The sequence below is a fragment of the Neobacillus sp. Soil_C_43 genome, assembly GCF_057656715.1.
Window position 1 is genome coordinate 391331 of the sequence record NZ_JBDGJV010000001.1, and the last position, 26681, is coordinate 418011.

At 38.9% G+C, this 26681-nt stretch carries 29 protein-coding genes; 11 read left to right on the forward strand and 18 right to left on the reverse strand.

The genetic code is table 11. The features are described 5' to 3' along the window. Positions 1–132 precede the first annotated feature (132 nt). On the forward strand, positions 133–1056 hold the full coding sequence (locus tag AC3A54_RS02080) for an alpha/beta hydrolase (protein ID WP_487653185.1): 924 nt from the start codon (positions 133–135) through the stop codon (positions 1054–1056). 182 nt (positions 1057–1238) lie between these two features. On the opposite strand, the gene AC3A54_RS02085 is transcribed toward AC3A54_RS02080, so the two are convergent. Further along, the gene (locus AC3A54_RS02085; protein WP_487653186.1) at positions 1239–1571 is read right to left on the reverse strand and encodes an iron-sulfur cluster biosynthesis family protein; all 333 of its coding nucleotides are present in this window, start codon (positions 1569–1571) and stop codon (positions 1239–1241) included. A gap of 134 nt (positions 1572–1705) precedes the next feature. On the opposite strand from AC3A54_RS02085, the gene AC3A54_RS02090 reads away from it, so the two are divergent. The 4 genes from AC3A54_RS02090 (at position 1706) to AC3A54_RS02105 (ending at position 4168) form a co-directional block, all read left to right on the forward strand. Then, positions 1706–1921, forward strand: coding sequence for a CDGSH iron-sulfur domain-containing protein (locus tag AC3A54_RS02090; RefSeq protein ID WP_487653187.1), 216 nt, complete (start codon positions 1706–1708; stop codon positions 1919–1921). Positions 1922–2419: 498 nt separating this feature from the next. Then, the gene (locus tag AC3A54_RS02095) at positions 2420–2584 is read left to right on the forward strand and encodes a hypothetical protein (RefSeq protein ID WP_487653188.1); all 165 of its coding nucleotides are present in this window, start codon (positions 2420–2422) and stop codon (positions 2582–2584) included. Positions 2585–2589: 5 nt separating this feature from the next. After that, complete coding sequence (locus AC3A54_RS02100) at positions 2590–2922, forward strand: N-acetyltransferase family protein (protein ID WP_487653189.1); 333 nt, start codon at positions 2590–2592, stop codon at positions 2920–2922. A gap of 250 nt (positions 2923–3172) precedes the next feature. Beyond that, the gene (locus AC3A54_RS02105) at positions 3173–4168 is read left to right on the forward strand and encodes a LysM peptidoglycan-binding domain-containing protein (RefSeq protein WP_487653190.1); all 996 of its coding nucleotides are present in this window, start codon (positions 3173–3175) and stop codon (positions 4166–4168) included. Between the two features lie 59 nt (positions 4169–4227). On the opposite strand, the gene AC3A54_RS02110 is transcribed toward AC3A54_RS02105, so the two are convergent. The 3 genes from AC3A54_RS02110 to AC3A54_RS02120 all read right to left on the reverse strand — a co-directional run bounded on the left by AC3A54_RS02110 (position 4228) and on the right by AC3A54_RS02120 (position 7260). Then, positions 4228–5199: an LCP family protein gene (locus tag AC3A54_RS02110; RefSeq protein WP_487653191.1), complete on the reverse strand. Its 972-nt coding sequence runs from the start codon at positions 5197–5199 to the stop codon at positions 4228–4230. A 448-nt stretch (positions 5200–5647) separates the two neighbouring features. Next, positions 5648–5983, reverse strand: a complete 336-nt coding sequence (locus AC3A54_RS02115) for a YolD-like family protein (protein WP_308083288.1) — start codon at positions 5981–5983, stop codon at positions 5648–5650. 17 nt (positions 5984–6000) lie between these two features. Continuing rightward, positions 6001–7260, reverse strand: coding sequence for a Y-family DNA polymerase (locus AC3A54_RS02120; RefSeq protein WP_335547329.1), 1260 nt, complete (start codon positions 7258–7260; stop codon positions 6001–6003). 159 nt (positions 7261–7419) lie between these two features. Between AC3A54_RS02120 and AC3A54_RS02125 the strand changes: the two genes are divergently transcribed. Continuing rightward, positions 7420–7611, forward strand: coding sequence for a YqzH family protein (locus AC3A54_RS02125; protein WP_487653192.1), 192 nt, complete (start codon positions 7420–7422; stop codon positions 7609–7611). Positions 7612–7658: 47 nt separating this feature from the next. On the opposite strand, the gene AC3A54_RS02130 is transcribed toward AC3A54_RS02125, so the two are convergent. Together AC3A54_RS02130 and AC3A54_RS02135 are read right to left on the reverse strand one after the other, a co-directional pair. Further along, positions 7659–8456: an SDR family NAD(P)-dependent oxidoreductase gene (locus tag AC3A54_RS02130; protein ID WP_487653193.1), complete on the reverse strand. Its 798-nt coding sequence runs from the start codon at positions 8454–8456 to the stop codon at positions 7659–7661. Positions 8457–8494: 38 nt separating this feature from the next. Then, positions 8495–9454, reverse strand: coding sequence for an MBL fold metallo-hydrolase (locus AC3A54_RS02135; RefSeq protein ID WP_487653194.1), 960 nt, complete (start codon positions 9452–9454; stop codon positions 8495–8497). Positions 9455–9753: 299 nt separating this feature from the next. On the opposite strand from AC3A54_RS02135, the gene proC reads away from it, so the two are divergent. The 3 genes from proC to namA all read left to right on the forward strand — a co-directional run bounded on the left by proC (position 9754) and on the right by namA (position 12894). Next, positions 9754–10599: a pyrroline-5-carboxylate reductase gene (proC, locus tag AC3A54_RS02140; RefSeq protein ID WP_487653195.1), complete on the forward strand. Its 846-nt coding sequence runs from the start codon at positions 9754–9756 to the stop codon at positions 10597–10599. 59 nt (positions 10600–10658) lie between these two features. Then, on the forward strand, positions 10659–11798 hold the full coding sequence (locus AC3A54_RS02145; RefSeq protein ID WP_487653196.1) for a glycosyltransferase family 2 protein: 1140 nt from the start codon (positions 10659–10661) through the stop codon (positions 11796–11798). Positions 11799–11874: 76 nt separating this feature from the next. Beyond that, positions 11875–12894: an NADPH dehydrogenase NamA gene (namA, locus tag AC3A54_RS02150; protein WP_487653197.1), complete on the forward strand. Its 1020-nt coding sequence runs from the start codon at positions 11875–11877 to the stop codon at positions 12892–12894. Positions 12895–13095: 201 nt separating this feature from the next. On the opposite strand, the gene rnz is transcribed toward namA, so the two are convergent. Beyond that, on the reverse strand, positions 13096–14019 hold the full coding sequence (gene rnz, locus AC3A54_RS02155; RefSeq protein ID WP_487653198.1) for a ribonuclease Z: 924 nt from the start codon (positions 14017–14019) through the stop codon (positions 13096–13098). A gap of 257 nt (positions 14020–14276) precedes the next feature. Here rnz and zwf point away from each other — a divergent pair, with 257 nt between their 5' ends. Beyond that, positions 14277–15743, forward strand: coding sequence for a glucose-6-phosphate dehydrogenase (gene zwf, locus AC3A54_RS02160; RefSeq protein WP_487653482.1), 1467 nt, complete (start codon positions 14277–14279; stop codon positions 15741–15743). A 50-nt stretch (positions 15744–15793) separates the two neighbouring features. On the opposite strand, the gene AC3A54_RS02165 is transcribed toward zwf, so the two are convergent. The 4 genes from AC3A54_RS02165 to mce form a co-directional block, all read right to left on the reverse strand. Beyond that, positions 15794–17071, reverse strand: a complete 1278-nt coding sequence (locus tag AC3A54_RS02165) for a DNA polymerase IV (RefSeq protein ID WP_487653199.1) — start codon at positions 17069–17071, stop codon at positions 15794–15796. A gap of 74 nt (positions 17072–17145) precedes the next feature. Continuing rightward, positions 17146–18267 (reverse strand): tripeptidase T, encoded by a 1122-nt coding sequence (locus AC3A54_RS02170; RefSeq protein WP_335545047.1) that lies wholly within the window; start codon positions 18265–18267, stop codon positions 17146–17148. A gap of 133 nt (positions 18268–18400) precedes the next feature. Then, complete coding sequence (locus AC3A54_RS02175; protein ID WP_487653200.1) at positions 18401–19951, reverse strand: acyl-CoA carboxylase subunit beta; 1551 nt, start codon at positions 19949–19951, stop codon at positions 18401–18403. Further along, complete coding sequence (gene mce / locus AC3A54_RS02180) at positions 19952–20365, reverse strand: methylmalonyl-CoA epimerase (protein WP_487653201.1); 414 nt, start codon at positions 20363–20365, stop codon at positions 19952–19954. It abuts the gene before it with no gap. 161 nt (positions 20366–20526) lie between these two features. On the opposite strand from mce, the gene prli42 reads away from it, so the two are divergent. Further along, on the forward strand, positions 20527–20625 hold the full coding sequence (gene prli42 / locus AC3A54_RS02185) for a stressosome-associated protein Prli42 (RefSeq protein WP_308083271.1): 99 nt from the start codon (positions 20527–20529) through the stop codon (positions 20623–20625). Between the two features lie 41 nt (positions 20626–20666). Here prli42 and AC3A54_RS02190 read toward each other — a convergent pair whose 3' ends face one another. From AC3A54_RS02190 to AC3A54_RS02220, 7 genes are all read right to left on the reverse strand, one after another. Further along, positions 20667–21179: a L,D-transpeptidase gene (locus AC3A54_RS02190; protein WP_335545044.1), complete on the reverse strand. Its 513-nt coding sequence runs from the start codon at positions 21177–21179 to the stop codon at positions 20667–20669. A gap of 23 nt (positions 21180–21202) precedes the next feature. Further along, the gene (locus tag AC3A54_RS02195) at positions 21203–22192 is read right to left on the reverse strand and encodes an aromatic acid exporter family protein (RefSeq protein WP_335545043.1); all 990 of its coding nucleotides are present in this window, start codon (positions 22190–22192) and stop codon (positions 21203–21205) included. A 182-nt stretch (positions 22193–22374) separates the two neighbouring features. Then, complete coding sequence (locus AC3A54_RS02200; RefSeq protein ID WP_487653202.1) at positions 22375–23097, reverse strand: amino acid ABC transporter ATP-binding protein; 723 nt, start codon at positions 23095–23097, stop codon at positions 22375–22377. After that, on the reverse strand, positions 23090–23749 hold the full coding sequence (locus AC3A54_RS02205; protein WP_308083267.1) for an amino acid ABC transporter permease: 660 nt from the start codon (positions 23747–23749) through the stop codon (positions 23090–23092). The genes AC3A54_RS02200 and AC3A54_RS02205 overlap by 8 nt, the downstream gene beginning before the upstream one ends. Positions 23750–23796: 47 nt before the next feature. Beyond that, positions 23797–24564, reverse strand: a complete 768-nt coding sequence (locus tag AC3A54_RS02210) for an ABC transporter substrate-binding protein (RefSeq protein ID WP_487653203.1) — start codon at positions 24562–24564, stop codon at positions 23797–23799. Positions 24565–24943: 379 nt separating this feature from the next. Further along, positions 24944–26110, reverse strand: a complete 1167-nt coding sequence (locus tag AC3A54_RS02215; protein WP_335548256.1) for a M20 family metallopeptidase — start codon at positions 26108–26110, stop codon at positions 24944–24946. Positions 26111–26234: 124 nt separating this feature from the next. Beyond that, a complete protein-coding gene (locus AC3A54_RS02220; protein WP_335548257.1) occupies positions 26235–26672 on the reverse strand; it encodes a BrxA/BrxB family bacilliredoxin in 438 nt (145 codons plus the stop codon). Between the last annotated feature and the right edge of the window lie 9 nt (positions 26673–26681).

Below are 26681 nucleotides of genomic sequence, written 5' to 3' on the forward strand. Positions count from 1 at the left end.
TTTGTTTCAATCAGAAACCGCCGCTTATTGGTGTGAGCGGCTTTTTTTATGCTAAAATTAAAACTGTTAATTTATGGGCACTAAAAACGTGACTTTCATAGTTTATAGTAATTACTTCAGGGGGTGCCAATTGTGAGGAAGACATTTCGGACTTTGTTTATTGTGTTATTTTTCTGGTTATCTCTTGCTCTATACTTTACCAACCGTCTGATGTATATGAAGAAAAAGGATGAAGAATTAATCTTAAGGCGCGAAAAGGAAGCTGGCCGATATAAGCCTGATGAATTCGAGTCTTTGCCAAAGCAGGAGGTTGATATTCCTTCACCATTTGGTTACATGATTAAAGGTCTTCTTATCGAACCACACAAGACGAACCGATATATTATTATTTCTCATGGCGTAACGGAAACGAAAATGAATTCGATTAAATATGCAAACCTCTTTCTCGAAAGAGGGTTTAATGCTTTCATTTACGACCATCGTCGACACGGAGAATCCGGTGGAAAAACAACCAGCTTTGGTCACTATGAAAAATTCGACCTCAAAACGATTGTCGATTGGCTAAAAAAAGAAAAAGGACCGAACCTTGAGCTTGGGATTCACGGGGAATCCATGGGAGCTGCTACCATGCTGTTATATGCGGGGCTCCTTGAGGATGGGGCTGACTTTTACATTGCAGATTGCCCATTTTCTGATTTTAAGGAGCAGCTTGCCTATCTCATTAAAAAAGACTTTAAGCTCTTACCCGGACTGTTACTTCCGATTGGTGATATCCTGTTGCGTGTTCGCGACAAATATTCTATTCGTCACGTATCACCCATTTCGGTCATTGAAAATATTAAACACCCGATTCTGTTCATTCATAGTAAAAAGGACGATTTTATACTCCCTACCATGTCAAAGGACTTATTTGAGCAAAAAAAGGGTCCCAAAATGTTATACCTTGCTGAAAATGGACGGCATGCCCAGTCCTTTAACGAAAACCGTGCGGATTATGAGCGAGTCATCGATGAATTTTTGGAGACATATGTTCATCAAGGTTTATCATCTATTTAAGAAAAGCGCAAGCGCCTTGGTCAGCCCCGACAGGCAAATGTTCTTCGGAAGAAAAGTCCGCATTTTGACTTTTATTGCCGAAGGTTATTTGACCCGAGGGGCTAGGCGCTGGAGCTGGACCATTCTCGAAGTCGAAGTTTATACTTTATACTGTAAAGAAAAAACAGACTGTCCATTTGGGATCAGTCTGTTTTTTCTTTAATCAATAGGCTCATGTGTCCATTTAAGATTTGCTGTGGACTTTTTAGTTGAAAACAATTGGTGGTTTGAGAAAAATCGATTTTCATTTCTTCATCTAAAAAAACAGTTTTCGCTTTTTCTACAAATACCGGTCGGTCATTTGTTTCGATAGCCAAGTCATCTTGATCTAATGCCGGTACAAACCACAGGGCGATTACCCCATTTACCGCGCACCCACAGCCATCTGTATCGTATTTTAATTTTAAAAACCCTTTGCGGCCTGCTGTTCTTTCATTTATTTTTTCTATTGCTGCCGCTGTTATAGTAATTTGCATGATTAAATCCCCTTTTTTAAGCATATCGTGATTGTAGCATAGGTTGTAAGGGATTCTAATTTTTTTGCTCATCTTTTGTTGCATTTTCCTTATATTCCAGTTATTCTCAAGATTAATATGAAATTTCAAAAGGGGTGTTTGCTTTGTCAAAAGTACAAATCAAGGTAAATGATAACGGTTCATTACGAATTACAGGTGATGTGGAACTGCTTGATGGCGAAGGTAATGTCTATCCATCAAAACCAGCCTTTTCCCTTTGCCGCTGCGGTTTATCAAACAATAAGCCATACTGTGACGGCTCACATAAAGGGAAATTTGACTCTCAAGTTCGTGTTCCTAAAGAGGAATAGAATAACAATGGGCGGCCTTCAACAGGGGCCGTTTTTTTGTTATTTTAGCTCCATGCCAGTTTAAGTTCTCTTTCTTGTGTCGTTGAATAGACCGCTTCTACGTGACCGTTCTCTTTTCCCAGAGCCTACTTGGGTAACGTAGACTGCTTCTACGTGTAACGCGTTTTGTTTCCTATCGCAAACATTAAAAATGTAAGTTAAAATGAGTGCCAATTTGCATATGAAATTGACACTCATTTTTTTATTGGTGTAAAGCCGTTTGTGAGGAAATTACATAAAAAATTGTATAAGAAAATGCACCACAATTTGATATACAAATTGTCTAACAAAAAATGTTTAGAATGGACATTACAATTGGATATATATGTTAATACAAAATAGAGTTTGTGAAAAAATGTACTTACGTTAACGGATCAGGTTAATGAAATAAGGAATCCATTGAAGGTTATTACTTCTCCTATAAAATAATAGAAAATAAATTATTCGAGGATAATGAATATGAAAATTCGAAAAGCGACTGTTGAGGATGCCAAAGGACTTTTGATTCACGTTGAGGCTGTTCTTGGAAGCAGCACCTTTACACTTACCACTTTAAATGAATTTAAGCAGTCTGAAGATGATCAAGTGAAAAGGATTTTAGAAATGGAACAAAAAAAAATCTAATATTAGTGGTAGAAGATAATGGAAGGATAATTGGTGACTTAGTTTTCAATCGGGGAATCAAAAATAGAAATTCACATACTGGTGAATTTGCACTTGGAATACAAGAAAATTACCGAGGTCAAGGTATAGGAAAAAAGTTAATAGACGCCCTAATTGCCTGGGCTAAAAGTACAAATGAGATAGAAAAGGTTTGTTTGCAAGTTATCTCAGGAAATGAGACAGCAATGGGCTTATACAAAAAATTAGGGTTTCAAGAAGAGGGTAGGTTAAAGAAACAAATTAAGTATAGTAAAAAAGTATATGCCGACCTTATCAATATGTCTTTATTCATTGATTAAAAAGTTGCTTATTTAGCTAACTGGGTGCAAGAGTTGAAGATTCAGCTGCTATTTTGGCGGCTTATTTTTTGGAACTCTGGAGTGGATGATTGAGATAAAAGTAAGAATAGCCTAACTAAACACGGAAGAGGATATATAAAAATAAATTACCCAAGAATAATCTTAGTGCTGTACTACAAACTATGAATAATAAAAAATAAATAATAATGCTGTTTAATGCTGCCAAAACAGTATTGAAAGGGTAAGATAAATGAAAGTAAATTTGGTGGTTGTATTTAGCTTGATTTTAAATATGTTAATAAACATCGTACCTTCTCAAGCCGCTGGAAAATATCCTAGCAATATTTATGTCGTAAAATTAGGTGATAATTTACCAGGAATCGCAACTACATATGGAACATCTGTTGAAGAACTGAGAGTAACAAATGGATTGCAATCCAATTCTTTATTTGCTGGTCAGAAATTGCGAATTCCAATTTCATATGAAGTTGTAGCAGGTGATACACTTCGAGACATTTCAATGGCCTATAATTCTTCAGTCGACATAATAAAAAAAGTAAATGGATTATCATCAGAACAAATTAATACAGGGCAGAGATTAAAAATTCCTCCTAAAAAAATGGCAATGCAAGGGCAGTATATTCTTATGACAAAGGAGGAATTCGGGGAGTGGTTATTCCACCATAAATTTGCTCGAAAAATCACTTTAATCCAAGAACATCACACATGGGCACCTTCCTACAAACATTTTTATGGCAACAATCATTTTAAAATGTTGAAGGGGATGGAGACGTATCATGTGAGAAAAAAAGGGTGGAAGAATATTGCTCAAAATATCACGACTTTTCCTGATGGAAAAGTTGCCGTTTCTAGACCGTTTGACATGGCCCCTGAAGGCTCAATTGGTTTCAAGGCCAATGCTACTGGAATTGCGATCGAAAATGTTGGGAACTTTGATATAGGTCATGATTTCATGACAAAGGAACAAAAGGAAACTATCGTTTATGTCGCCGCTTTGCTTTGTTTAAGATTCGGGTTAACCCCATCCATTGACACCATTACTTATCATCATTGGTGGAATTACATTACACAGGCAAGGGTTTTAGATAATAGTAAACCATATCAGGTTAAAACATGCCCTGGAACTGGTTTTTTTGGAGGAAATACTACGATAAGTGCAAAAACTTATTTTTACCCACTTGTGTCACGTAAAATGCAAGAAATTTCTGCTATGCATAAATATTAGATACAATAAAAGTTTGTTAGGGCACGTTAAAAGAGAGAAACTATTGGTTAGTTTCTCTCTTATTTTTGGCGTTTTTCTTTTGTCACAGGGGTTGGTTTATCCCCTAGGAACTCTTTCATAGCTTCTTTATTTTTGGCAAAATCTAATTGGAGCACTTGTCCAGCATGTGGATACTGCATATTAGAATACCCAGTTGGAACAGGAATACGTATGGTTTCGACATCTTTGACTCGGTTAAACAATACATTGCCGCAAAGAGAGACAAACGTTTTAAAATCCATATCTGTATCGATATAATGAATCATTTCTTCTCCTATAGTTGGCAACTTCATGACACCGTTCACCGTACTTAATTGTTTAGTAAACTCATTTTTCAACGAAGCAAGGACTTTCTGTTGCCTTTGGACTCGGCCAAAATCGCTAAATTTATCATGACGGAAGCGAACATATGCTAATAAATCTTTACCATGTAATTTTTGTACACCAGGTTTTACATTTAGTCTCATGTCCTCGATCATTTTTTGATTCACATTTACTTCGATGCCCTCTGGAGCAACCATATCAACCACCTTGACAAATCCTTTAAAGTCAATTGTGATAAAGTGTTTCACATCAATATCGAAATTATTTTTAAGGGTCTGTCGTAATAATTCAGGACCGCCTAAATAATAAGCGTTATTGATTTTATTATAGTGTCGGTTTTCACCTGGAATTTCGACGTACGAATCACGCATAATTGTTACAATTTTGCCCTTTTTAATATGTGGATTATATTGAGCGACCATAATAGCATCTGAACGGGATTTTTTTTCTCCTCGGGAATCAATACCTATTATAAGGACATTGATTTTTCCATTTACATCTTTTTGTCCATTAAAGGGTTTCTTAGTCTTCTTTTTACTCGCCTCTTCCATTTTACTTAATAAGACGGCGATATTTTTTTCTTTTTGTTTGCTTTCCACTCCATGTTGAAAGCTACATGATGGAAATATGAATAAGCAGATTAAAGAGATGAATAATTTTGTTTTCAAAATATATCACTTCCTTTTGTGGTGAAACTAATTGGATTCATATTAAATATTTTTTGAAAGTTGAATGTGATGAATACAAGGTAATTTTTGAGATACAGCCTGGCATCAATTGCGGAGTTTAATTATTAATAATTACTTTATGTTTGTGAAAAAATGCACTTAAACTAATGGGTGCGTTAGTTCAACAAGCTACCAAAAATCGATATTAAAAATGGCTCAGTATAGTGAACTGAGCCATTTTATTTTTAATTCCAAAAACAGATACAAAATGTAGTACAAATTTGGCTACATTTTCGATTGCATTTTGGGTTTTTGCGATAGAAAACGGAACCCGTTATTCTACGTGACCGTTCGCTCTTTCTCTAGCCCCTTTGGGTAACGTAGACTAGATTGCTTTTTTCTCCAGATTCCTCTACATATCAATATAAATATTTAACAAAGCCTTTTTTCACAAATCGGTCAGTCTGATATCGGCAATATTCATTATGGGAATGCGATGTATCTCTTCAAAGCGGTCAACGATATGAAGTCTTTGCAGCAGTTCATCCCAGTAATGGATTTTTCCAATGACAATTTCATAGTTTCGATTCCGATAGTGAGTAACGGTAACGAACTGATCAAACTCGATTGCTTCCGAAAGGGTCTCATTCATGAGCTCAAGCTGCTGTTCATCCATTTCCCTTTTTTGTTCAAATCCATCTTCCTTCACCCAATCCCTAAGCAATTTCACATGCTCAGGAAGCATCATCGACGTCCACTTGATCCTCCCACGGTCGCGAATCATACGCTCTCCTTCTTTCGTTACATTTTATGTCCCCCAACCAATGTGGCACGATGCTTGGCGGTTCCTGCAGCTGTATAAGAAACTGCGCGCAACAGCGAGCCTGCACCGAAGCGTCTCCGGACAGCATCAACCACATAGCCAAGCTCTCTTCTCTTGTATGCACCCATGTCAAAAAGATCAAGCTGCAGCTCGCGATCATCAACAATATTGCTAATAGCAATAGAAATTTGCCGTACCGTCTTTCCTGTATAATGCTCGTGAAACAATTCCAAACAGACACGGTAAAGCTCCATCGTTACATTTGTGGGATGATGAATGGTTCTTGAACGATGAAAACCGCCGCCAAATTCATCTTGACTGTATCCTACTCCAAGGCTAATCGTTCTCCCTGCCTTTCGATGTGTTCTTGCTCTTCGTGCCACCTCTTCACATATTTCTAACATGACAGCCTTAATCTCCTCTTCCTCTTTATAATCTCTTAAGAGAATTTGGCTTTTTCCGAAGCTAATTTGCCCTTGGATAATGGGTGCTCCCAAATCAGAGAGGTCCACTCCCCAGGCATGATAATATAACTGATTTCCCATAATTCCGAATTTCTTTTCCAGCTTTTCTAAATCATAGCGGGCCAGCTGACCGACAGTAAAAATCCCCATACTATTTAATGTTTTTTCCACACGTCTGCCAATACCCCACATTTCTCTAAGTGGTGATACCTTCCAAAGCTTTGTTTGGACGTCCTCATATGTCCACTCTGCCACGCCTTTTTTCTTTGCATCAAGATCAAGACAAAGCTTTGCCATTAACATATTGGGGCCAATCCCCACTGCACAGGGCAGCTGGAATTCCCGCTCAATATCATCCTTTATTTTTTGAGCAATGGTATGAGCATCTCCCCATAAATGATCAGCTCCATCGACTTTAATAAAACTTTCATCGACGCTATACGTATGGATGGCCTCTTTTGGTACATAGCGGTTAAACACGCGCGAAATTTCTGTAGAAATACGTAAATAGGTTGCCATCTTGGGCTCAACAATTTGGATTCTTGGATCATTTGGAATTTCAAACATTCGCGTTCCCGTTTTAATCCCAAATTCTTTTTTCAATCGCGGCGAAGCAGCAAGTACTATACTCCCTTGACGTTCCTTGTTACCACAAACAGCTAAATAGCAATCTAAAGGGTCGAGGCCAAGCATGACAGCTGAGCAGCTTGCATAAAAGCTTTTCATGTCCACACATAAAATTTTATTTTGCGGCAGCGTACTGTAATCGACCATGGAGTTTCCCTCACATCTTATTTTTTCGAACATCTGTTCTTAATTATTATATTCCTAATCATAAGCGAATATGCGTTCGTATTCAATGGGGATTTTTTGACAATTTTTCTTATGGGGATTAACTAAAAAAGCGTTATAATAATGGATGAGGTGTTATTGGTGGAAAAAAAGCTGATAAAAAAAATGATTTTAAACTGTCTGAAACAGTATTATTTAACTGAATCCATGCCTATTGGCGAAAAAGATTTAGAGGATCTGATCAATAGGATTTTGCTTGTAAAAGAAGAAGAACCAAAAGCAGATTTACATGAAATCATAAATGACACAGTTTATGATTTCTTAACTGGATGAAATTAGGTAAAATAAAAAGCCTCAAAATTGAGGCTGATTAATTAAAACTATTTTGAATTAAAAACCCGCTTCCCAAGTCGCTCAAACAACCGTGGAAAAAGAACATAAACCACGCTTCCCATGTTCATCCACCGTGGCAAATTAATTTCTCTTGTTTTCGTCAGCATGCTGTCAACCACCTTACTTGCCACATATTCAGGCTGAAGCATGTACCGCTGTACATTTTTTACATATGTGCCTTGTTCATCTGCAATGTCAAAAAAATTAGTAGCGATTGGTCCTGGATTAACGGCTGTTACGAGCACATTGTAATCCGCAAGTTCCATTCTTAGTGCATTCGTATAGCCGAGAACGGCATGCTTAGTAGCTGAGTATACACTTGATTTTGGTGTAGCAATCTTCCCTGCCTGCGAGGCAATATTGATAATATGACCAGAGCGCCTCTCCCGCATTTTCGGCAGTACCATGTTCGTGCACGCCATCAGCCCCACTACATTCACATCAAACATACCCTTGATTTCATCCATTGTTGCTTTATGCGCTTCACGAAAAATGCCGAAGCCTGCATTATTGACAAGAATATCTATCTGGCCAATTGTATCAAAGATCTGTGTAAAGACCTCCTCCACCTGCTTTGTGTCAGATACATCAAGTTGGAAAACATCCACACTCACATGGTATTTTTGCTGCAAATCCGATTGAAGTTGCTGGAGCTTATCTAAACTTCTTGCCAGTAATACAAGGTTGGCACCACGTGCCGCACAAAGCTTAGCGATTTCTGCACCGATTCCTCCCGATGCACCGGTAATCACAATATTTTTTTCTTTTAGTAGTTCCCTTCCCACATGCACACCTCTACTCGCTTACTCCCGTTACTCACTCTTCAGATCGCCTTGTAGAGAACGGGCTGTTTATTATTACTACTAATTTCGCCGATAGAGGATAAATAGTCAAGTTGAGCAACCGTTTCTGATATGGTTAGCATGAGTTCACGCTGATAGACAGTCGGAAAAAGGCGTTGACAAATTTCAAATACAGTGAGTTCCTCTTCTTTCAGCCAGTTTTTAACGGTCATCGCCCGCTCATGCTGCCGTGTGAGTCGTTTTTCAATAAGCGCTTCTAATTCATACACTTCTTCACCGTGCCCGGTGTACACACACTGAATAGGATACGCCAACAGCTTTTTCATCGAATCATTATGCTGAAGCTGTGGCTTTGGTCTTTCTGTTTCACTAGGTGCAGGCGGCTCAAGCAATGGGTTCGGTGAAATATGAGCTAGAATTAAATCACCACCAATTAATACTCCATCCTTTTCTCGGAAAAGAGCAATTTGACTTTGAGCATGACCTGGCGTTTCAATTACCTCCCATTCACTAAGTCCTAATGGCCTCATTCCCTCAGAGAGATGTCCCGTTAGTGAACGATTACAAGAATACTTCAGCGTTTTTCTTAGCTTGGAAAGGAACGGAAAATACTCCTCAGGAAGCCCAAATTCTTTAAAATATAAGCGGAAGAAAGTCTCTTGTTCTTGAAAAAAGGCTTCTGTCGGGTTGACCCACCGTTCATTCAGCAGATGACCATGAACCTCCAAAGAAGCAGGGAAAAAGTCAAGCCCTCCTGCATGATCGGGGTGATGATGAGTTAAGATTACTTGTTCAATATCATCCGGATGTAAATGTAATTCTGCCAATTGTTCTTTCAACGAATTCCAAGATTCCTCTGTCTTCACTCCCACGTCGACGAGTGTCAACCGCTCCCCTTTAATCAAAAAAACATTCACATCCCCAACTGGAAATGGTGTTGGTAAGGTAATTTTAGCAATTCCATTTTTCCATTCTGTCATAATGAAAACTCCTTAATATTATTGTTAAATAAAGAAATGAAAATAGAAAGATATGAACAGTATTGTCATTTAATATATAAAATAAAGTGTAGCGATTTATTCCCTAATTGTCATTATTTCTGCATAATTTTTTAGAAAAAATAAAAAATTCTTACAACACTTCACTTGACAGACAACCTATTTCTCTTGCATAATCACAATTAAAATTTGCTACGTTAAAGCGATGAATAAGGCCAGCCTTTCGTCCTTTATGGATGAAGGGTCTATTTTATTTTTACGGAGAAAAAGGAGGAAATAAAGTGAACAAAATAGCGATTGTCGGTGCGGGTTCAATGGCTGAAGCATTCATTTCAGGAATTCTTAAAAATGAATTAATTGATAGAAAAAATGTATGGGTAACAAACAATTCAAATAAGGAAAGGCTAAATAGTCTTAGAGAGCGCTATGGTGTTAGGAGCACGTATGATTTGAATGCTCTTTTCGATGGTGCAGATATTGTCATGTTAGCGATGAAGCCAAAAGATGCAGCGACAGCAATCCAAGCCATTCGCGAACAGCTAACTGAGCATATGCTAGTCGTTTCCGTCTTAGCAGGTGTATCCATGAGTACCATTGAAACCTTGGCAAGAAAACCCCTTGCAATTGTACGATCCATGCCAAACACCTCAGCCGCAGTTGGCAAATCAGCAACCGCGGTAGCTGTGAATCAGCGGGTTACCAACGAGCAGGTAGAAACAACAAGAAAGCTTTTTGGTACGGTTGGATTAACTTCTTTTGTGGAAGAAGAACAATTAGATGCTGTCACAGGACTATCTGGAAGCGGACCTGCTTATATCTATTATTTAATTGAAGCAATGGAAAAAAGTGCGGTTGAGGTTGGCCTTGAAAAAGAAATGGCAAGTCAACTCATTGTTCAAACACTGATTGGAGCAGCAGAGATGGTTAAGAATTCATCTAAATCCTCCACACAACTGCGCAAGGACGTAACTAGTCCTGGTGGAACAACGGAAGCCGGCATTAAAGTGCTCGAGGAAAATGAAGTGCAGCAAGCATTCATTTCATGCATTAAAGCAGCTACTGCCCAATCTAAGAAAATGGGAGCTACCTTACGTTCTCAACTTGAGACAGCGGATCAACCTTCCTAGTTGGATGTTTGACTCATTTACTATAAACTAGGTGGAAAAAGGTCCAGGAAGTGTGGTTCATGCTAACAATATTATTTTCATTAGGAATTCTCGTTTGGATTATTTTTCTGATTGATGCACTGATCGGTTTCCGTCAAGTGGACTCGCTTGAAAAAGAGGAAGGTTTAGAAACAGGCCCCATGTTATCGGTGATCGTAGCAGCTAGAAACGAAGAAAAACAAATAAAGGCAAGTATCCTAAGCCAGCTACAGCAAACCTATAGAAATGTGGAATGGATTTTAGTAGATGACCGCTCCACGGATGAAACTGGAAAACTTCTTGATGAATTGATGAAGGAAGATCCTCGGGTCAAGGTTATTCATGTGAAGGAATTACCTGAAGGTTGGCTTGGAAAAAATCATGCATTATATAAGGGAACGCTTCAGGCATCAGGAAAATGGCTATTATTCACCGATGCAGATGTGAAGTACGAAAAAGAAGCATTCGCAAAGGCACTTCATTATGCTGAACGACACCAACTCGATCATTTAACAGCAGCGCCCAACTTACATGCAAACCATTTTTGGCTAAAAACCTTTGTTGCTTTTTTTCTATTTGGATTTTCCTATTTTAAGCGGCCATGGATGGCAAATAATCCAAAATCAAAAATTGGAACAGGAATTGGGGCATTCAATCTTGTTTCTAAAGAGGCATATGAATCATTTGGCACACATGAAAGACTAAAAATGCGACCAGATGATGACTTGCAACTGGGGATGAAAATGAAAAAGGCTGGCTACCAGCAAAGAATAGTCACAGCACTAAGGCTAATTGAAGTCGAATGGTATGGGAGTTTAAAAGAGGCATTTATCGGTCTGGAGAAAAATACATTTGCAGGCCTAAATTATCAAGTCAGGATGGTGTTTTTTTCGATTTTCGGAGTGTTTGTCACCAATGTGCTTCCGTTCCTGACAATTTTTTCTGCAAACAAAACCGTGGCCTTTCTAAGTTTAGGTAATATTGTTACGAGTGGTATTCTTTATGTGTTGATTATAAAAAGAATGACGGTCTTTTCCCCTGTATTATTTCTCGTTTTTCCCATTACCGCTTTACTTTTTATTTATTCGATTATTCGGGCAAGCCTGCTGACCTTTAAACGCGGAGGGATCGTTTGGAGAGGAACTACTTACCGCTTGAGTGAGCTGAAAGATCACGACTGAAGCAGTATTGTACATTATATTTATGCCCTTTGCTATACTAAAGAAGGATTAGTATGAAACAGGAGGGATTTTTCAAATGACAACCAAATTATTTTCTCCCATTACCATAAAGGGAGTGACATTAAAAAATAGAATTGTTATGGCTCCAATGTGTATGTACTCCAGCCATAATGGAGATGGGCATCTTCAAAACTGGCACCGCACTCACTATACTAGTAGAGCAGTCGGACAAGTTGGTCTAATCATCGTTGAAGCAACAGCAGTTACTCCACAAGGCCGAATTTCTCCACAGGATTTAGGTATTTGGAGTGATGAGCACACAGATGGTTTCAAAGAGTTAGTAAACCTAATGAAAGAACATGGAGCGAAAACAGGCATCCAGCTTGCCCATGCTGGCAGAAAAGCAGTATTAGAAGGTGAAATTCTTGCCCCATCCGCGATTGCTTTTAATGAAAAATCGCAAACTCCAAAAGAAATGACAATAGCAGAAATTAAAGAGACAGTGGAAGCATTTAAAAAAGGGGCGGAGCGTGCTGCCAAATCTGGTTTCGATGTGATTGAAATTCACGGCGCTCATGGCTATTTAATTAATGAGTTTCTGTCGCCACTTTCCAACAAAAGAACAGATGAATATGGTGGCACTGCTGAGAACCGTTACCGCTTGCTGCGTGAGGTCATTGAAGCTGTGAAAACCGTTTGGACAGGTCCATTGTTCGTAAGAGTTTCTGCTCATGATTATCACGAGGATGGTTTAACACCTGAAGATTACATCGTGTTCGCAGATTGGATGAAAGAACAAGGTGTAGACTTAGTGGATGTAAGCTCAGGTGCCGTGGTACCCGCACATATTCATGTGTATCCAGGTTATCAGGTAAAGTATTCTGAAACGATTAAAAATGGGACTGGTATTCCAACTGGCGCGGTTGGCTTAATTACTACAGGAATTCAGGCTGAGGAAATTTTACAGAATGACCGAGCGGATTTAGTTTTCCTAGCTCGTGAGTTACTACGCGACCCATATTGGCCGCGAACAGCAGCCAAAGAACTTGGGGTTTCCCTCGAAGGACCGAAACAATACGAGCGAGGATGGGTATAAGAAAAGCGTAAGCGCCTTGATCAGCCCCGACAGGCAAATGTTCTTCGGCAAGAAAAGTCGCTCTTTGACTTTACTTGCCGAAGGTTATTTGACCCGAGGGGCTAGGCGCTGAAGCTGGACAATTCTCGAAGTCGAATTTTATACTTTCTTATAGTATAATAAAAGATAAAGCACTTCCTCCGATTGGGGAAAGTGCTTTTTTTACCTAAGCGGAATATGAATCTCCTTAAAGTCTTCCGCGATGTCTGTATTAGGAAAGGTTTCCATTGCCTCGGCCACTAACTCGCGCCAATCATTCCGATCATATCGTGAACTGATGTGGGTCAAACATAAGTGCTTGCAACCAGCCTTTCTAGCAATATCTGCTGCCTGAGAGGTCGTTGAATGAAAGTAATCATAGGCTAATGTTTCCTCACCCTTTGAAAAGGTAGCTTCGTGAATTAATAAATCTGCCTCTTTAGCCAGCAACAACGCATTTTCGCAGTATCGTGTGTCCCCAAGAATCGTAACGACTCTTCCCTTTTGCTCAGGACCAAGGAACTCATTCGGATCAAGCACCCGTCCGTCTTCCAGAGTAATTGATTCACCATTTTTTATTTGCCTAAAGATTGGCCCAGGTTGAACACCCGCTTCGATTAGCTTATCAGCAAGTAAGGTCCCTGGTCTGTCCTTCTCCATGATTCTAAATCCATACGAAGGAATCCCATGTTCAAGCAGCCGAGCTTCTACAATAAACTGGTCATCTTCAAAAATAATTCCTTCGCTAATTTCGATGATACTCAAGGGATATTTTAAATAGGTCTGACTTAAGGACAGACTCATCTCAATATATTCTTTAATTCCTTTTGGTCCATAAACCGTAACCTCTGACTCCCCGCCTTGAAACGAACGACTGGATAACAACCCAGGTAACCCATAAATATGATCACCATGTAAATGAGTAATAAAAATTTTTTCAATCCGCCGCGGTTTTAAGGATGTGTGTAAAATTTGATGCTGTGTCGCCTCACCCACATCAAATAACCATACTGCTCCCCGTTCCTCGAGCAATTTCAAGGCTATAGATGTGACATTTCTGAGTTTCGCTGGCATTCCTGCCCCCGTACCTAAAAAAAACAAATCCAAGTGTTATTTCCCCTTTCTTACCGTTCCTTTAGCCAATATTGATAATATACCATAAACTCGCTATGATTTCTCAATGGCTCCTTCAAATAACGAAAAGGCATATTTCTTACATGCAAATCAATATATTTGCGAAACCTAATAAAAACCGCTAAATTAAATACTTGAATGAAGGAATTGTAATTTAAACTACATATGCACACTCATGCTATTAGGAAAGAGGTCTTTAACCCGTGGAACAAAATATGAATTCATTAATTATGATCTTCGGAGCAACCGGTGATTTAGCACACAGAAAATTGTTTCCTTCTCTTTACCGATTATTTAAGAAAGGTAGATTAGATAAATTTGCTGTCGTTGGGGTAGCAAGAAGATCATTATCAAATGATGATTTTCAAAAATCTGTAAAGGATTCAGTATTGTCTGCTTTAGGAGATCAGGATAATCTCGATGAATTTGCCTCTCATTTTTATTATCAATCACACGATGTAGCTGATTCAAACTCATATGCAGAATTAAATAAATTGGCACATGAGATTGATGAGAATTATCAACTTGAAGGAAATCGGATCTTTTACCTTGCGATGGCACCAGAATTCTTTGGACCAATCGCTCTCCATTTAAAATCAGATGGGTTAACCAATGTAAAAGGCTACAAGCGCTTAGTCATTGAAAAACCGTTTGGACATGATTTAGAATCTGCCAAAGAGTTAAATAAACAAATTAGAACCGCCTTTTCTGAAGAAGAAGTGTATCGAATTGACCACTATCTTGGAAAAGAAATGGTTCGCAATATTGAAGTCATTCGATTTGCCAATGCCATTTTCGAGCCGCTGTGGAATAACCGATATATATCTAATATCCAAATTACGTCTAGCGAGACACTTGGTGTCGAAGAACGAGGGCGTTATTATGAAACAAGCGGGGCTTTACGTGATATGTTGCAAAACCATATGATGCAAATGGTAGCCTTGCTTGCGATGGAGCCTCCAATCAAATTGACAACGGATGAAATTCGTTCCGAAAAAGTAAGGGTATTTCGTTCACTCAGAACGGTTGTGGGTGACGAAGTAAATGATTACTTTGTCCGCGGACAATATGGTGAGGGAATGATGGCTGATAAGAACGTTCCAGCCTATCGTGATGAACAAATGGTAGACAAGGAATCGAACACAGAGACTTTTGTCGCAGGGAAAGTGATGATTGATAACTTCCGCTGGGCTGGTGTTCCGTTTTATATTCGAACAGGTAAACGAATGGCAGCAAAATCAACAAAGATTGTCGTTCAATTTAAAGACATTCCAATGAATTTATACTATCAGACGGAAAAAATGTTGAATCCAAACCTTCTTGTTATTCATATCCAGCCGGAAGAGGGAATTACCCTTCACCTTAATGCCAAAAAGGCTGGCGGCCATTTAGACGCACAAGAAGTAAAGCTAAGCTTTGCTAACACAGGAATTAATGCTATGAACACTCCTGAAGGCTATGAGAAGCTGCTTTACGATTGCATGCGCGGCGATGCGACCAACTTTACGCATTGGGATGAGGTAGCCTATTCTTGGGCCTTTGTAGATAAGATTTCGGAAGTGTGGGAAGGAACCAAGGCTGCATTCCCTAATTACGCTTCAGGTTCAATGGGACCACAAGCTGCGGATGAACTGTTAGAAAAGGATGGCTTCTTCTGGTGGCCTGTAACAGATTTAGATGTAGATATTTGTAAGTAAAATTAAATCAATTTAAAGCTCCACTTTGTTTCCTAGCAAAGTGGAGCTTTTTAGTCTTCTTCTTTATTTTTTATAGGAAATGTACGTAAGAAATCTTTATTGAAGCTTGTCGCCGTCCCTACATTATGTGAAGGATCTACCTTATGGGAACCAGCATTTTCAATTATATTTTTCCCATATTTCTCTCGTAGACTAGAAAGTGTTTTAAGCAGTGGCTCTTTTTTCGCGTCGTTTTCAAAGGAAAATAAATCTAACTGCTTATATGCATGGTCTTGATCCACTAAATCATTGCCAGTAATCCCTAATAAACGAACGGGGTCCCCATTCCAAGATTTTAGAAAGAGCTGTTTTGCAAAGACAGAAAGGTCCTCTTTATGATTGATAGGGTTAGGAAGTTTTTTACTTCTTGTAATCGTTCGTCTGTCCTTATACCGAATCGTAATACCCAAAGTAGTTGTTAGAACATTTTTTCGCTTTAACCTAACAGAAACAGTTTCTGCCAGTGAATCTAACACACGATAAAGCTCATGCTGGTTACTAACATCCCGAGGAAGTGTGGTCGAATTACCGATGCTTTTAAACTCCTCAATAGATCCAGGATCAACTGGCCTTTTGTCGATACCGTTGGCTCTTTCTTTGATCCGAATTCCGTTAATACCAAGAAGGGATTTAAGTTGAATTTCATTGCCTTTTGCTAAATCCCCAATCGTGTGTATACCGATGGTCGTTAACTTTTCTGCTGTTTTTTTCCCGACACCATGCATTTCATTTGTATTTAATGGCCACAAAATCTTCGTAATATCACGCTTACGAAGAATCGTAATGCCCATCGGTTTTTTCATATCAGAAGCCATTTTAGCCAAAAATTTATTCGGAGCAATGCCGATACTGCACGGCAAATCCAGTTGTTCTAGAACTCTTTTTTGAATACTTTTAGCAATGTCAATCGGACTGCCAAATTCAAAGCTCTCTGTTATATCTAAATAGCCTTCATCTATCGAAACAGGTTCCACCATTTCGGTATACTGTCTGAGAATATCAAACATCCCAATAGATGCCGCCCGGTACCTTTCAAAATTAGGTTTCATTACGATTAACTGCGGACATAGTTTTTTTGCTTCCCACAACGGCATCGTTGTTTTTACACCAAAATTTCTTGCTTCATAACTGCAAGTTACAATGATCCCACGTCTTTCTTCCACATTTCCAGCAATTGCTAATGGCTTCCCTTTTAAGTTAGGATCATAGGCCATTTCTACGGAAGCATAAAAGCTGTTCATATCCACATGTAAAATGACTCGTCCGTTCTTTGGATACATATCCTTCATGTTAATCATCCTTAAACCATTTATAGGTCTAGTATAGCAAAAAGGAGAGTCTAAGACCCTCCTTTAAACTTTTCTTATTGATTAGTTACTTCATCAATTATAGCAAGCGTCATTTCTGCCAGCTTGTATAATTCCTCAAGTGGCATCCGCTCATTTGTTGTATGGATTTCTTCATAGCCAACAGCAAGGTTTACAGTTGGAATTCCGAACCCAGCTATCACGTTAGCGTCGCTGCCTCCACCACTATGCTGAAGTTCACAACTACGACCAATTTTTGCTGCTGCTTTACGAGCAATCTCAACCACAAGATCGCCTTCTCCAAATTTGAAACCAGGGTACATAACTTCCACATCTACTTCTGCTCTGCCGCCCATTTCAGCAGCAACTGTTTCAAATGCTTCCTTCATCTTGCCTACCTGTGTCTGCATTTTTTCAGGTATAAGTGAACGGGCTTCTGCTAAGATATCCACACGGTCACATACGATATTGGTTGCCTGCCCGCCCTCAAAACGACCAATATTAGCAGTCGTTTCATGGTCAATTCTGCCTAACGGCATTTTAGCAATGGATTTTGCTGCAATCGTAATGGCAGAAATACCTTTTTCAGGAGCAACACCTGCATGGGCTGTTTTTCCGTAAATCACTGTCTTTACTTTTGCTTGTGTTGGAGCAGCTACAACCACATTCCCAACTAAGCCATCGCTATCAAGAGCATAGCCATACTTTGCCTTCATTAATGAAGGGTCAAGTGCTTTTGCCCCTACTAAACCGGACTCTTCCCCTACCGTAATAACGAATTGAATTAATCCGTGCGGTAGATTTTGTTCTTTTAAAAGACGGATGGTTTCAAGCATAACAGAAATACCAGTTTTATCGTCTGCGCCTAGAATCGTCGTGCCATCAGTAACCACGTAACCATCTTTAATAGAAGGCTTTACCCCTTTTGCAGGTGTAACTGTGTCCATATGGCAAGTAAAGTAAATTGGATCTACGCCCTCTTTAGTTGCTGGAAGCGTACAAACTAAGTTCCCTGCACCATGTCCTGTTACAGATGTGGTATCATCTTCAAAAACTTCAAGACCTAAATCAGAAAACTTTTGTTTTAATACCTTTGCAATTTCAGTCTCAAATTTCGTTTCTGAGTCAATTTGCACAAGCTCTAAAAATTCATTCAAAAGACGTTCTTGATTCACCATTTGATTGACCCTCCAATATATGTACTTACAATCGTCAAGAATAAAGCGCCTAAGCAAGGCGCTTTACACTTTTTCTATTTCAGTATACCTCTTTCTTACGGATATCATCAAATGAAAGAGCATCTGATTAATATTAAAGCGGGATATTCCCGTGTTTTTTATATGGACGTGACTCTTTTTTATTTCTCAGCATCTCTAAAGCCTGAATAATTTTAATTCTAGTTTCACGAGGATCAATGACATCATCCACCATTCCCCTGCTGGCAGCAACATATGGATTGGCAAACTTTTCGCGGTATTCATCGATTTTTTGCTGGCGTGTCAGCTCAGGATTCTCGCTGTTATTAATCTCCTTAGCAAAGATAATATTAGCTGCACCTTGAGGACCCATGACCGCAATTTCAGCATTTGGCCAAGCAAATACCAAATCAGCACCGATCGACTTGCTATTTAAAGCCACATAAGCCCCGCCATATGCTTTTCTTAAAATTACCGTTAGCTTCGGTACAGTCGCTTCTGAATAGGCGAACAATATCTTTGCACCATGGCGAATGATTCCTCCATGCTCTTGTTTAACACCTGGGAAGAAACCAGTAACATCTTCAAATGTAATAATTGGGATATTGAAAGAATCGCACGTTCTAATAAAGCGGGCGGCTTTATCTGAAGAATCAATATCTAAACCACCAGCCATCACCTTTGGCTGGTTGCAAACAAGCCCTACTGATTCACCTTTGATTCTAGCAAAGCCAACGACTATATTTTTAGCAAAATCCTTTTGTATTTCCATAAAAGAGTCCGCATCTGTCACTTGTTCAATCACCTTACGAACATCATACGGGCGAACCGCATCAAATGGAATCACATCCGTTAAATCTGGACGGTAATCATTTTCATGCTCCACTTCCTGTTTTGGCGGTTTTTCCTCATTGTTCTGAGGGAGATAGCTTAATAGCTGGCGCACATTTTGTAAGACCTCTTCTTCAGAGTTTGCTTGGAAATGGGCATTCCCACTGATCGAATTATGAACATTTGCCCCACCTAAGTCTTCGGCAGAGATTTTCTCACCGGTTACTGTTTCAATTACCTTCGGCCCAGTGATGAACATTTGGCTTGTTTTTTCAACCATAAATACGAAATCCGTAATAGCTGGAGAATAAACAGCGCCACCAGCACACGGTCCCATTATTACGGAGATTTGCGGGATGACACCTGAATAAATAGCGTTTCGATAAAAGATATGACCATATCCATCAAGTGAAACGACCCCTTCTTGAATTCTTGCTCCACCAGAGTCATTAAGCCCCACAAAAGGCGTACCATTTTTAGCTGCTAAATCCATAACGTTCGCAATTTTTTTCGCATGCATTTCACCTAAAGCGCCGCCAAACACCGTAAAATCCTGTGAAAATAAATAGATTGGACGGCCATTGACTTTCCCAAAGCCAGTTACAACGCCATCACCAGGTCCTTTTTGTTCATCCAGACCAAAGTCATTCGTCCGATGTTCGATAAATGGGTTCAGTTCGACAAACGTCCCTTTATCAACTAAGAGTTCGATTCGTTCTCTAGCCGTTAGTTTTCCTTTCTCATGCTGTTTGTCAATTCGCTCATCCCCGCCACCGAGCTCCACTTCTCTGCGCTTATCGTATAGTTCACTTATTTTTTCGTAGATGTCTAACATTTACTCCTTCATCCCTTTCTTTTCGCATAACTCATACAAAACACCGGCAGACGATTTTGGATGCATAAAGGCTATCTGTGCCCCGCCTGCTCCAAGTCTTGGCTGTTGATCAATCATCTGAATGCCTTTTTCTTTCATTTCAATGATTCTTTCTTCAATCGATTCTACGCCCAAAGCCACATGGTGAATACCTTCTCCACGCTTTTCAATAAATTTAGCAATCGGACTTTCCTCAGATGTAGGCTCAAGGAGTTCGAGTTTTGTTCCACCTGCTTGTAAAAAAGCAACTTTTACTTTTTGGCTCTCAACCTCTTCTATTCCTAATAAAGTGAGCTCTAATACATCTGTATAAAATGGTAGTGTATTCTCAAGAGATTTAACGGCAATTCCAATATGGTCGACTTTTTTAATCATATATACCCCTCTGTTCCAATATTAAAATAAATTCGACAATTACTCTTATTCGGTAAAAAGTTCATAAATCCTTCCTAAATTACTTAGTTGTTCCGTTGTTCATTTGGGCTTTTCCCTGTAAAATAGGAATATAGCCAAATGCAATAAGGGAGGTACCTAAATTGACTAAAAAGAAAACAAGAAAAATTATTGTTTATTTGATGCTCTTTGCGATGCTTGCTTCCACCCTCCTAATCGGAATCGGCACCTTCTTGTCATAAACATATAAAAGGGACTGTTCGAAAACGAACAGTCCCTTTCCTCATTCAATTGCACCTTGTTCTTGTGCTAGAGCCTCAAATGTTTTTTTAGAGGACACGACTAATATTTTTGTTCCTAACGGAATTAACGGAAATAACGAGGAAACAACTTCATTTTGGGTGCGAATACAGCCTTGTGAGACATACTTGCCTATGGAAGCTGGCTGGTTGGTTCCATGTATCCCATAGGTTCTGCCATCAGTCCCCTTAGCGTCAAAGCCAATCCATCTGGCCCCCAGTGGGTTTTTAGGGTCACCCCCTGGGATATTCTCTTTTCGGAAATAAGGTTCTTTTGCCTTAACAGTAATGGTAAAAAGACCTTCGGGGGTTAACTCCTGTGTCTTTCCTGTCCCGACACTAACCACTGTTTGGACTTTATTCTCATTAATAAAGGCCAGTTCATTTCTACTTTTATTCACAATAACAAAAGGATCACCTGGCATAGGATTGGACCCTAATGGCCAAATGGGTGAGATGAAAAAAGCAATCAGGATCGGCGATAAGAGTTTAATCAAAACAGCCACCTGCCTTTTTTTACCTAGTTTGCTTCGATTTTCTTTTTTTCATGCATCCTGGTTTTCTTTGCTTTAAAAGAGCTTTTGATGATAAGATACTCATTCATTTCATTTACTAGTTGCAGCAATGCGGCACGTGTTTCGAATTCTTCTCTCGTTTTTGGCAGCTCCATCTCTTCAAATTCTTTTTTCATTTCTCTTAGTTTGTCAATATAGATATGAGCGGTGTTTCCAGGATGGATATTCAGAGAAAGCTCCTCAAGGAATTCAGCGACCATTTTTCCTTGCTTCACCGTTCTTGTAAGTGAGGTAACCATTGGTAGCACACGTTCAATAATTTCAAATTGTTTTTCTCTCATTTTAAAATAGTGAAAATAAGTGGTATCTTCCCGTAAAAAATGATTCTCCACATCTCTAAATGCCAACGTTTTTGCCTCTTCAAGCAGGCGAGAACATTCGGTAATTTCTTTTCCATCCCAAGTACTATCTCCCGTTCGTAAATACCGAACCATTTCACAAAGAATGATTTTAAAGTTTTCCTCCACTTTAACTTGATAATTTTTCAGCTTACTATCAACACTAGGCATATAAAGATTCATAAGGAGGGCCACGCCTATTCCGACCACAATAACACCAAGTTCATTGAAAAAAATATCCATTGAAATCTTTTGGGCCATATATATATGTAAAATAATGACACTGCTTGTAACCACACCATCCTTCGCTTTTAACATGACAATGGTAGGGATAAAGAAAAACAGCATTACACCAATAACAATCGGATGATAGGAGATCCCCTCAAAAAAAACGGCAGAGAAAGGCATTGCTAATACACAAGCCAAAAAACGATCCCATGCCGTTCGAAGCGATCTCCTTTTGGTCACTTGGATACAAAGGATTGTTAAAATGCCTGCAGAAGCGAAATTATGTAACCCCAACTGTTGAGCAATAAGTATAGCAATAGCCGTGCCAACAGCTGTTTTTAGTGTCCGATACCCAATGCGAAATTTCATTACAGTTCTCCTTAAAAAAAATGGCTGTGTTAAAGAACATTGTTGATTTTTATACTCTGTTGGTTGGAGCGGAAATCAACAGACAAGTTTAACAGAGCAAAAAAAATAAAAGATGATCTTTAAGATCATCTTTAACATATCCCTATTTAAGCATGTTTTGCAAGTAATCATCGTTTTAAGCACTAAAGTACTTTTTCTAAAAAGTCCTTTGCTCTGCCAGTAAGAGGATTAGTAAAGAACTCATCCGGCGTGCCTTCCTCTAAGAGCACCCCTTCATCAAGAAACATGATACGATCAGAAACCTCTCTTGCAAATCCCATTTCGTGTGTGACAATTGCCATGGTCATTCCTGACTGTGCAAGGTCCTTCATTACATTTAGTACTTCTTTAACCATTTCAGGGTCAAGTGCTGATGTAGGCTCATCAAATAACATTAATTGTGGTTCCATTGCAAGAGCTCTTGCAATTGCAACCCTTTGCTTCTGTCCGCCAGAAAGATTATTTGGATAAGCTGATTCTTTTTCGCTAAGGCCCACTTTAGCAAGAAGTTCCCGCGCTTTTTTCTCTGCGGTCTCTCGACTTTCTCCTTTTACTTTCATCGGAGCATAAGTTAAGTTCTCTAACACTGTTTTATGAGGAAACAAATAAAAGTGCTGAAAAACCATACCGATTTGTCCGCGAATCTTCATGATGTTTGTTTTTGAATCGGTAATTTCTTGTCCATTAATCCATACTTTCCCTTGCGTTGGTGTTTCTAGCAAATTTAAGCAGCGAAGAAAAGTGGATTTACCAGAACCTGATGGACCAATAATGGACACCACTTCTCCACTATTAATACTAGTATTTATATTTTTTAATACTTCATTTTCCCCGAATTTTTTATGGAGGTTTTCAACTTTAATCACTATATTTCATCCTCCTTTCAACCCGCTTACCAATTAACGTTAGCACCATGACTAATACCCAATAAATTAACCCAACAAATATTAATGGTTCGAAGTTTCGATACGTATCCGCTCCCACAACTTGGGCACGTCGCATTAAATCTAAATAACCAATGGTTGAAACGATAGCAGATTCTTTTGTTAAAGTAATAAATTCATTCATAAGTGCTGGTAAGATATTTTTTAAGGCTTGCGGTAAAATAAGATCCTTCATCATCAGACTATATGGAACACCAAGTGCCTGGGCTGCTTCTGTTTGTCCTTTATCAACCGCTTGGATTCCTGCGCGAATGATTTCAGAGACATAGGCAGAAGAGTTTAATCCAAAGGCTAATATTGATGATAAAAATGGTGAAATATCATAGCCTGTTAATTGTGGAATCGCAAAATAAATCAACATTAATTGCAAAATCAAAGGTGTCCCACGGAAAATAGATGTATAAAAATCGCCGAACCAATTTAATACCTTTATACGTGAAATTTTAAGTAAAGCTATAATTGTCCCGAGGACAAATCCAAAAACAATAGATATAATAACAAATTTTAATGTAACCCATATTCCTTCTAAGATAAAAGGAATATAAGGCACAATTTGGCTAAAATCCAAATTCATGCCTTACACCTCACTTCAATATTTTGTTTATATTCCTGTTGTGAAAATTACTGCTGGTCTTTTAACCACTTATCCTTTAATTCTTGAAGTTTTCCGTTTTCTTCTAACTTTTTAAGAGCTTTATTAACATCCTCTTTCAGTTCGCTGCCTTTTGGGAATGCAACAGCCATACCTGGAGAACTAGATGTTGGATCATCAAATCCTGCTAGTCCTTGTTCCTTAATATATCCAGTTGCAACTGATTTATCTAAATAAGCAACTTGAACGCGGTCTGATAATAGCTCTTGAATTAACGTAGTTGAGTTATCTAAAGGCTTAAGAGTGAAATCAATTTTTTCTTGTATTTTTTTGGCACCTTCTTCTTGAATCGTACCAAGCTGTACGGCAACTGTTTTTCCTTTAAGGTCATCGACTGTTTTAACAGTAGAGTCTTTTTTTGTAATAAACATTTCCCCAGAGTGGTTATAAGCAGTAGAGAAATCTACATTCTTTTGGCGTTTTTCTGTAGCTGACATACCAGCAAGAACCATATCTACACGCTTTGCTTGTAATGCACCGATTAAACCATCAAATTTCATGTCTTTAATTTCAAGCTTGTACCCTAATTCATCAGCAATCACTTTAGCTAAATCGATATCAAAACCAATAATTTTTCCTGCTTTATCTCTTGATTCAAATGGTGCAAAGTCAGCAGATGTTGCCATTGTTAATACCTTTTTGTCTCCGCTTGTTGCCCCATCCTTATTGCTTTGTCCGCATGCAGACAAAACTACTAATGTAAAAATAATGGATAAGAATAAAATAGACTTTTTCATGTTGATTCCCCCTGTTTAGTTTCATATGTTTTTGATTCGTATTTGAATTTTTATTCAACAAAACGAATAATAACACATGAAAATAGATTTGAAAAGATATTATTTTAATATAAAAATATTCTAAAAATTTAAATATATTAAAAACAAGGCTCTGTTAAACTCGCCTGTTGATTTCCGCTCCAGGCACTTCGCTTTCCGTGGGTGTTTCGGCGAGCCTCCTCGGCGCTTGCGCCTGCGGGGTCTCCCCTGAACCATACTCCCACAGGAGTCTTCGTGCCTTCCGCTCCAACCAACAGGGTGTATAAATCAACACTGTTCTTTAACACAGCCAAAAACAAAAAAGTACCTCTAAACAAACAGAGGTACTTTTTTGTCAGTCTTATCTTAATACATTTTGACGGAATTCATTCTTCATTTTTTCAAATTCCTCTTTATTGGTAATTAAATCATAGCCCGTCATAGCAAGGGCCAGTGCACCTCTTGCCAGAATCTGATGAGAGTTGTCTGTGATGGTTAAATCTGCAAACTCTCTTGTATGAGCGATTAACCCAGGTGAATCGAGACCAATATAAGGATGAATAGCTGGAACCACATGACTCACATTTCCCATGTCAATGGAACCGTAAGAATCTTTCGCTTTCTCAACCTTCTTAACACCGGTGGATAATAGATTATTTGAAAAAAGCTGGGATAAAGTATGATTCGTGACCATATTGTCATAGCTCAATTCATAATTTTCAATATGCACATCTGCACCAGTCATCATAGATGCACCATTAGCGATACTGATTACCTTTTGAACAACTTCGTTTAAATAGGTGCGGTCCTTTGCACGAACATAGAATTGAGCAACTGCTTTATCTGGGACAATATTGGCTGCAACCCCACCCTCCTTAATAATTCCATGAATTCTTACGTCAGATGTTACATGTTGACGAAGGGCATTGATCCCGTTAAATAATTGAATGACGGCATCCAGTGCATTGATCCCCTTTTCCGGAGATGCTGCAGCATGACTTGTTCTGCCACGGAAGTCAAATTGGATGGCATCCATAGCTAAAGAGTCCCCGCTCTCATACGATTCATCTGCCGGGTGCAAAATCATTGCAGCATCAATGTCATCAAAAATTCCTTGTTCGGCCATCGGAACCTTTGCTCCATTCGTTTCTTCTGCTGGTGTGCCTAAAACAACCACACGGCCTCCAATTTCATCCACTACTTTACTTAAGAGAACCCCTGCTCCCGCACTCATCGTTCCAATTAAATTATGCCCACATCCATGCCCAATCTCCGGCAACGCATCATATTCAGAAAGATAGGCGATTGTTGGTCCCTCCTTCTTACTATCATAAACAGCTTTAAAGGCTGTAGGTCGGTCTACAATTCCTTTTTCAACAGTAAAATGGTGCCCCTCCAAAAACTCTACTAAGAGTTTCATTGATTCATATTCTTGATCACCCAATTCGGGGTGATCATATAGCTTGTCACTTATATCCCATAACTTGCTTTGAATAGTTTCTAAATAGTTTTTTAATACTTCTTTCATGGTCAAAACTCCTCTTAAAATGATTAAAGTTACGATTTAATTAATAAATATACACGAAATTCTGTGTTTCGACAATAAAAAAGAGCCAAATCATAATGAATTGGCCTTTTAACGAATGTATACCTTATAGTTCTTCACAATGCTTTTCAAATTCATTTTGAAGCTTTGCAACGACGGATGCAGGGTCAAAGCCCTCAATTTGGTGTCTCTCGACCATTGTAATAATTTTCCCATCCTTTAATAGGGCAAAAGATGGAGAGGAAGGAGGGTAGCCAGTGAAATAGCTTCTTGCGGTCTCAGTTGCTTCCTTATCTTGCCCGGCAAACACTGTAACTAAATGATCCGGACGTTTATCGTAATGAAGAGCATGTGCAGCAGCTGGACGAGCAACCCCACCTGCACAACCACAAACAGAATTAATCATCACTAAAGTCGTACCCTTTTGTGCAAATGCTTCTTCCACTTCAGCAGTGGTTTTTAATTCCTTATATCCAGCTGACACAATTTCTTGCCGTGCCTGGTTAACAACATCATTCATAAAAAAGTTGAAATCCATACTCACTTACAATCA

Bases quoted from the DNA above. Each gene is read 5' to 3' on its own strand.
- AC3A54_RS02085 (WP_487653186.1), bottom strand. From the start codon at position 1,571: ATGCAAATTACTATAACAGCGGCAGCAATAGAAAAAATAAATGAAAGA.
- AC3A54_RS02095 (WP_487653188.1), top strand. From the start codon at position 2,420: ATGAAAATTCGAAAAGCGACTGTTGAGGATGCCAAAGGACTTTTGATT.
- AC3A54_RS02105 (WP_487653190.1), top strand. From the start codon at position 3,173: ATGAAAGTAAATTTGGTGGTTGTATTTAGCTTGATTTTAAATATGTTA.
- AC3A54_RS02115 (WP_308083288.1), bottom strand. From the start codon at position 5,983: ATGATTCGCGACCGTGGGAGGATCAAGTGGACGTCGATGATGCTTCCT.
- AC3A54_RS02120 (WP_335547329.1), bottom strand. From the start codon at position 7,260: ATGGTCGATTACAGTACGCTGCCGCAAAATAAAATTTTATGTGTGGAC.
- AC3A54_RS02135 (WP_487653194.1), bottom strand. From the start codon at position 9,454: ATGACAGAATGGAAAAATGGAATTGCTAAAATTACCTTACCAACACCA.
- AC3A54_RS02145 (WP_487653196.1), top strand. From the start codon at position 10,659: ATGCTAACAATATTATTTTCATTAGGAATTCTCGTTTGGATTATTTTT.
- namA (WP_487653197.1), top strand. From the start codon at position 11,875: ATGACAACCAAATTATTTTCTCCCATTACCATAAAGGGAGTGACATTA.
- zwf (WP_487653482.1), top strand. From the start codon at position 14,277: ATGATCTTCGGAGCAACCGGTGATTTAGCACACAGAAAATTGTTTCCT.
- AC3A54_RS02165 (WP_487653199.1), bottom strand. From the start codon at position 17,071: ATGAAGGATATGTATCCAAAGAACGGACGAGTCATTTTACATGTGGAT.
- AC3A54_RS02170 (WP_335545047.1), bottom strand. From the start codon at position 18,267: ATGGTGAATCAAGAACGTCTTTTGAATGAATTTTTAGAGCTTGTGCAA.
- AC3A54_RS02175 (WP_487653200.1), bottom strand. From the start codon at position 19,951: ATGTTAGACATCTACGAAAAAATAAGTGAACTATACGATAAGCGCAGA.
- mce (WP_487653201.1), bottom strand. From the start codon at position 20,365: ATGATTAAAAAAGTCGACCATATTGGAATTGCCGTTAAATCTCTTGAG.
- AC3A54_RS02195 (WP_335545043.1), bottom strand. From the start codon at position 22,192: ATGAAATTTCGCATTGGGTATCGGACACTAAAAACAGCTGTTGGCACG.
- AC3A54_RS02205 (WP_308083267.1), bottom strand. From the start codon at position 23,749: ATGAATTTGGATTTTAGCCAAATTGTGCCTTATATTCCTTTTATCTTA.
- AC3A54_RS02210 (WP_487653203.1), bottom strand. From the start codon at position 24,564: ATGAAAAAGTCTATTTTATTCTTATCCATTATTTTTACATTAGTAGTT.
- AC3A54_RS02215 (WP_335548256.1), bottom strand. From the start codon at position 26,110: ATGAAAGAAGTATTAAAAAACTATTTAGAAACTATTCAAAGCAAGTTA.